The 6,343-nt window shown below is 59.9% G+C and carries 6 protein-coding genes and 3 tRNA genes; 8 read left to right on the top strand and 1 reads right to left on the bottom strand.

Translation table 11 applies throughout. The features are described from left to right. The 3 genes from ACTJJ6_RS11300 (at nt 1) to ACTJJ6_RS11290 (ending at nt 272) form a co-directional block, all read left to right on the top strand. Nucleotides 1-75, top strand: a tRNA-Gln gene (locus ACTJJ6_RS11300). A gap of 41 nt (nt 76-116) precedes the next feature. Next, nucleotides 117-193: transfer RNA gene (locus ACTJJ6_RS11295), tRNA-Met, on the top strand. Nucleotides 194-197: 4 nt separating this feature from the next. Further along, a tRNA-Gln gene (locus ACTJJ6_RS11290) sits at nt 198-272 on the top strand. A gap of 87 nt (nt 273-359) precedes the next feature. On the opposite strand, the gene ubiF is transcribed toward ACTJJ6_RS11290, so the two are convergent. Continuing rightward, entirely contained in the window at nt 360-1,541 is a 1,182-nt protein-coding gene (gene ubiF / locus ACTJJ6_RS11285; protein ID WP_176063577.1) for a 3-demethoxyubiquinol 3-hydroxylase, read from the bottom strand. A gap of 197 nt (nt 1,542-1,738) precedes the next feature. On the opposite strand from ubiF, the gene miaB reads away from it, so the two are divergent. The 5 genes from miaB (at nt 1,739) to corC (ending at nt 6,340) form a co-directional block, all read left to right on the top strand. Further along, entirely contained in the window at nt 1,739-3,163 is a 1,425-nt protein-coding gene (gene miaB / locus ACTJJ6_RS11280; protein WP_004939964.1) for a tRNA (N6-isopentenyl adenosine(37)-C2)-methylthiotransferase MiaB, read from the top strand. A gap of 117 nt (nt 3,164-3,280) precedes the next feature. After that, entirely contained in the window at nt 3,281-3,616 is a 336-nt protein-coding gene (locus ACTJJ6_RS11275; protein ID WP_016928764.1) for a zinc ribbon domain-containing protein YjdM, read from the top strand. A gap of 234 nt (nt 3,617-3,850) precedes the next feature. After that, nucleotides 3,851-4,906, top strand: a complete 1,056-nt coding sequence (locus ACTJJ6_RS11270; RefSeq protein WP_025301852.1) for a PhoH family protein — start codon at nt 3,851-3,853, stop codon at nt 4,904-4,906. After that, nucleotides 4,903-5,376: an rRNA maturation RNase YbeY gene (ybeY, locus tag ACTJJ6_RS11265; RefSeq protein ID WP_016928766.1), complete on the top strand. Its 474-nt coding sequence runs from the start codon at nt 4,903-4,905 to the stop codon at nt 5,374-5,376. Before ACTJJ6_RS11270 ends, ybeY begins: the two co-directional genes overlap by 4 nt. 85 nt (nt 5,377-5,461) lie before the next feature. Continuing rightward, entirely contained in the window at nt 5,462-6,340 is an 879-nt protein-coding gene (gene corC / locus ACTJJ6_RS11260; protein WP_004939973.1) for a CNNM family magnesium/cobalt transport protein CorC, read from the top strand. Nucleotides 6,341-6,343 lie beyond the last annotated feature (3 nt).

The following is a 6,343-nucleotide window of genomic DNA, read 5'->3' as shown; positions in this document are numbered from 1 at the left end:
TGGGGTATCGCCAAGCGGTAAGGCACCGGTTTTTGATACCGGCATTCCCTGGTTCGAATCCAGGTACCCCAGCCATAACAAACTGCTTGCAAATCAAAGAAGTAAAAAGTAACATCGGCTACGTAGCTCAGCTGGTTAGAGCACATCACTCATAATGATGGGGTCACAGGTTCAAATCCCGTCGTAGCCACCATAATTGGGGTGTCGCCAAGCGGTAAGGCTCTGGTTTCTGATACCAGCATACCCAGGTTCGAATCCTGGCACCCCAGCCATATTTAGAAAAGCCCGCTTCGGCGGGCTTTTTGCTGTCTGGCGTTCAGCCAATCCTAACGGGCCCAGCCGCCGCTGAGCCCTACCGGTTACAATCCCAACGCGTACTTCAACGCATGCTCTTTCAGCTTGCCCGCCCGCTGCGCGGCCATCAGCGCCAGATTGCGCGCCACGTTCAGCGGCGCCAGGTTATTGCTGAAGGCGGTATAAAACAGATCCATGCCGCTCTGCATCAGCAGATTGTCGGTGCGACGGCGACGCTGATAACGCAACAACACCGCCTCGCTGCTCCAGTCCTCTCCCTGATCCCGCGCCTCGCTCAACACATTCAACAAGGCATCCACATCACGATACCCCAGATTGACGCCCTGCCCGGCCAGCGGGTTGATGGTATGCGCGGCATCCCCCAGCAGCGCCAGCCCCGGCAGCACGTAACGCTGCGCATGACGCCGCGTCAACGGGAACGATCCGGCGGCGTGCACCTTGACCGGGCCCAGTCGCGCTGGAAAAGCGGCGGCGATCTCGCGCTCCAGCTGCGCCGGCGGCATCGCCTGCAGTTGGCGAATGCGCTGCGGGCTGTCATACCACACCAGCGATGCCCAGCTGTCGTACAGCGGCAGGAAGGCGCGCGGCCCGGACGGGAAGAAGCGCTGCCAGGTCACATCCTGCTGCGGCGCGCCGGTATCGACGGTGATCAACATGCATGCCTGACGATACTGCCAACCGTTGGTGCCGATCGCCGCCAGCTTGCGCACCTGCGAGTTGGCACCATCGGCGCCGATAACCAGCCGCGCCTGCAGCGTTTCACCGCTGTCCAGCGTCAACTGCCAGGCCTTGTCCGCCCGCTGCAGCGATTGCAGCCTGGCGGAGCACAGCAACGTCAGATTGGCGCACTGCGCGAACTGCTGCCACAGCGCCAGCTGCAGAATACGGTTTTCCACCATAAAGCCCAGCTCCGGCAGCCCCAGGGACACCGCGTCGAACGCCACCCGCGACGATGCCCATTCCCAGGTCTCCAGCCGGCGATACGGCGCCGTGCGCATCGCCGTCACGGCCGGCCAGGCGCCGAGCTGTTTCAGCAGCCCCACCGAGGTGCAGCCGATAGCGGAAATGCGCAGGTCCGGCGGGCTTTGCGCCTCGAACGCCTGCGGCGCCTGATGTTCCAGCAACGCCACCGACCAGCCCGCCTGCGCCAGCCCGAGGGCCGCCGCCGCGCCGACCATGCCGCCGCCCACCACCACCGCGTCATACCGATTTTGAGATGTCTTCATATTGGCTATGTTTTCTGTGTGAATGCTCGCCATCCCACCCAGGATGGCGTTTTGCGCAGTGTACCGGATTTTCGCTTCGGCTTCAGGTTGCGTGCCATTTTCCCCCGCGCTGGTCACAACGGCGGCAAATGATTACAATACGCGCCCTGCATGTCGCGTAACGCAACTTTCGCTCCGCACTGAGTAATGGCAAGTCAATGACGAAAAAACTACATATCAAAACCTGGGGCTGCCAGATGAATGAGTACGATTCATCGAAAATGGCCGACCTGTTGAACAGCACGCACGGCTTCGAGTGGACCGACAACGCCGAAGAAGCGGACGTGCTGTTGCTGAACACCTGCTCGATCCGCGAAAAAGCGCAGGAGAAAGTTTTCGCCATGCTGGGGCGCTGGCGCTTGCTGAAAGAAAAGAACCCGTCTGTCATCATCGGGGTCGGCGGTTGCGTGGCCTCGCAAGAAGGGGAGCTTATCCGCAGCCGCGCGCCCTGCGTCGACGTGGTATTCGGCCCGCAGACCCTGCACCGCCTGCCGGAAATGATCAACCACGTTCAGGGCACCCGCAGCCCGGTGGTCGATATCAGCTTCCCGGAGATCGAAAAGTTCGACCGCCTGCCGGAGCCGCGCGCCGAAGGCCCGACCGCATTCGTGTCGATCATGGAAGGCTGCAACAAATACTGCACTTTCTGCGTGGTGCCTTACACCCGCGGCGAGGAAGTGAGCCGCCCGAGCGACGACGTGCTGTTCGAAATCGCCCAGTTGGCGGCGCAGGGCGTGCGCGAGGTCAACCTGCTCGGCCAAAACGTCAACGCTTATCGCGGCGCCACGCATGACGGCGATATCTGCTCGTTCGCCGAACTGCTGCGCCTGGTGGCCGCCATCGACGGCATCGATCGCATTCGCTTCACCACCAGCCACCCTATCGAGTTCACCGACGATATCATCGCGGTGTACGAAGACACGCCGGAGCTGGTCAGCTTCCTGCATCTGCCGGTGCAGAGCGGTTCGGATCGCATCCTGACCATGATGAAACGCGCGCACACCGCGCTGGAGTACAAGGCGATTATCCGCAAGCTGCGCAAGGCGCGCCCGAACATTCAGCTCAGCTCCGATTTCATCGTCGGTTTCCCGGGCGAGAGCCAGGCCGACTTCGAACAGACCATGAACCTGATCGCCGACGTCAACTTCGACGTCAGCTTCAGCTTCATCTATTCGTCGCGCCCGGGCACCCCGGCGGCGGACATGGTTGACGACGTCAGCGAAGAAGAGAAAAAGCAGCGGCTGTACATTCTGCAGGATCGCATCAACCAGCAGGCGCTGCAGTTCAGCCGCCGCATGCTCGGCACCGTCCAGCGCATTCTGGTGGAAGGCACCTCGCGCAAAAGCGTGATGGAACTGGCCGGGCGCACGGAATGCAACCGTGTGGTAAACTTCGAAGGCACGCCTGACATGATCGGCCAGTTTGTCGACGTGGAAATTACCGAGGTGCTGACCAACACCCTGCGTGGCGCAGTGGTGCGCACCGAACAGCAGATGGATCTGCGCGTACATGAATCCCCGCAGTCGGTGATCGCCCGTACCCGCAAAGAAAACGCGCTGGGCGTCGGCATTTACCAGCCCTGACGCTGCGGCGGCCGCCTTATCGCCGCCCGTTCGCGCTACTCCTTACCGTTTCTCCGCCGGGCGTCCGCGCCCGGTGATGTTTTTTTTATTTTTTTATTGTTGAAGAGGCGACATAACATGCAACTCCCACACTGCCCGAAGTGCAACTCCGAATACACCTACCAGGACAATGCCCTGTTCATCTGCCCTGAGTGCGCCCACGAGTGGAGCGACAGCGCCCCGGCGGAAGATCAGGATGCGCTGATCGTCAAAGACGCCAACGGCAACCTGCTGGCGGACGGCGATGCGGTCACCGTGGTCAAAGACCTGAAGGTCAAAGGCAGCTCCTCGATGCTGAAGATCGGCACCAAGGTGAAAAACATTCGTCTGGTGGAAGGCGATCACAACATCGACTGCAAAATCGACGGTTTCGGCCCGATGAAACTGAAGTCCGAATTCGTGAAAAAGAACTGATTCCCAGCGGTCTTGTCCTGTGATGACGCGGCGGGCTTTGCGCCCCGCCGCGTTTTTTCCTTGTCTTCCCTTGAATTCCGCCGACGGCGCACAGATAGATCAGCGGTAAACTTGCGCCGTTGCGGCGCACCATGAATAATTCAAGAAAGAGAGTATTCAGGTTCGCCCTGAACGCGCGCGTCCCGGACGCGCTATGTGACATCAACCAGGCCCGATGTGACCTAGAGGAATAGTTTGAACGTCGCAACACAAGAAATTTTGTTAGAGCCCGCAGACAACAAGCGTTTGCTCAGCCTGTGCGGCCCGTTTGATGACAACATCAAACAACTCGAGCGCCGATTGGGCATCGAAATCAATCGCCGCGACAACCGTTTCAAGCTGGTCGGCAAGAACCTGTGCGTGGTCGCCGCCGCCGATATCCTGCGCCATCTTTACGTGGATACCGCGCCGATTCGCGGCGTGATCCCGGATATCGATCCGGAGCAAATCCATCTGGCGATCAAAGAGAGCCGGGTGCTGGAACAGGTGGCCGACAGCGTGCCGGATTACGGCAAGGCGGTCACCATTAAAACCAAGCGCGGCATGGTGAAACCGCGCACGCCTAACCAGGCGCAGTACATCGCCAACATTCTCGATCACGACATCACCTTCGGCATCGGCCCGGCGGGCACCGGCAAAACCTACCTGGCGGTCGCCGCTGCGGTGGATGCGCTGGAACGCCAGGAAATTCGCCGCATACTGCTGACCCGCCCCGCGGTCGAAGCCGGCGAAAAGCTGGGCTTCCTGCCGGGCGATCTGAGCCAGAAGGTCGATCCTTATCTGCGCCCGTTGTACGACGCCCTGTTCGAAATGCTGGGCTTCGAGCGCGTGGAGAAGCTCATTGAGCGCAACGTGATCGAAGTCGCGCCGCTGGCCTATATGCGCGGCCGCACGCTGAACGACGCCTTTATCATCCTGGATGAGAGCCAGAACACCACCATCGAGCAGATGAAGATGTTCCTGACGCGCATCGGCTTCAACTCGAAGGCGGTCATCACCGGCGACGTCACCCAGATCGACCTGCCGCGCAACCAGAAATCCGGCCTGCGCCACGCGGTGGAAGTGCTGTCGGACGTGGAGGAGCTGAGCTTCAACTTCTTCCACAGCGAAGACGTGGTGCGCCACCCGGTAGTGGCCCGCGTGGTCATCGCTTATGAGGCCTGGGAAGCGGCCGAACAGAAACGCAAAGACGCGATTGCCGAACAACGTAAGCGCGAGGCGCTCGCCGCCTCCGAGCAGGAGACACCATGAGCCAGGTGATTTTGGATTTGCAGATTGCCTGTGAAAGCAGCGACGGGCTGCCGGATGAGGCCACCTTCCAACGCTGGCTGGAAGGCGTGCTGCCGCAATTTCAGGAGGAGGCCGAGGTGACCGTGCGTCTGGTGGACGAAGCGGAAAGCCACGAGCTGAACCTGACCTACCGCGGCAAAGACAAGCCGACCAACGTGCTCTCTTTCCCGTTCGAAGCCCCGCCGGGCATTGAGCTGCCGCTGCTCGGCGATCTGATCATCTGCCGTCAGGTGGTTGAGCAGGAAGCGATTGAGCAAGGCAAAACGCTGGAAGCCCACTGGGCGCATATGGTTGTCCACGGCAGCCTCCATCTGCTAGGGTATGACCACATCGAAGACGATGAAGCCGAAGAAATGGAGTCTTTGGAAACCGAAATCATGCACGGACTGGGCTATCCTGATCCGTACCTGGCGGAAAAAGACCCCGTCTGACGTCAGCCGTTTACCCTACAGCCCCTTTGCGGGGCTGTCGCTGACGCCCCTTAACTCTGACATGAGTGACAGTAACTAAAACGCCATGAGCGACGACCATTCACAAAGCAATGACAGCCCCAGTCCCAAGAAGGGGTTCTTTACTCTTATCCTTAACCAGTTGTTCCACGGCGAGCCCAAAAACCGTGGCGATCTGGTCGAGCTGATCCGCGATTCCGAACAAAACGACCTGATCGATCCCGATACCCGCGACATGCTGGAAGGCGTGATGGATATCGCCGAACAGCGCGTGCGCGACATCATGATCCCCCGCTCCCAGATGGTGACGCTCAAGCGCAACCAGACGCTGGAAGAGTGCCTGGACGTGATTATCGACTCCGCCCACTCGCGTTTCCCGGTGATCAGCGAAGACAAAGATCACATCGAAGGCATCCTGATGGCCAAGGATCTGCTGCCGTTCATGCGCGCAGATTCCGAGCCGTTCAGCATCGACAAGGTGCTGCGCACCGCAGTGGTGGTGCCGGAAAGCAAGCGCGTCGACCGGATGCTGAAAGAGTTCCGCTCCCAGCGCTATCACATGGCGATTGTCATTGACGAATTCGGCGGCGTGTCCGGCCTGGTCACCATCGAAGATATCCTGGAACTGATCGTCGGCGAGATCGAAGACGAATACGACGACGAAGACGATCTGGATATCCGTCAGCTCAGCCGCCACATGTACACCGTGCGCGCGCTGGCGCCGATCGAAGACTTCAACGAAGCCTTCGGCACCCACTTCAGCGACGACGAGGTCGATACCATCGGCGGTCTGGTGATGCAGGCCTTCGGCCACCTGCCGGCGCGCGGGGAAACCATTGAAATCGAAGGTTACCTATTTAAAGTTGCCATGGCCGACAGTCGACGTATCATCCAGGTTCATGTAAAAATTCCGGACGATTCTCCACCACCGAAACTGGAAGATTAAATC

This window comes from Serratia sp. 22278 (assembly GCF_052045405.1).
In the GTDB taxonomy this organism is placed as follows: domain Bacteria; phylum Pseudomonadota; class Gammaproteobacteria; order Enterobacterales; family Enterobacteriaceae; genus Serratia; species Serratia marcescens.
This window is presented reverse-complemented; position numbering and strand designations above follow the sequence as displayed.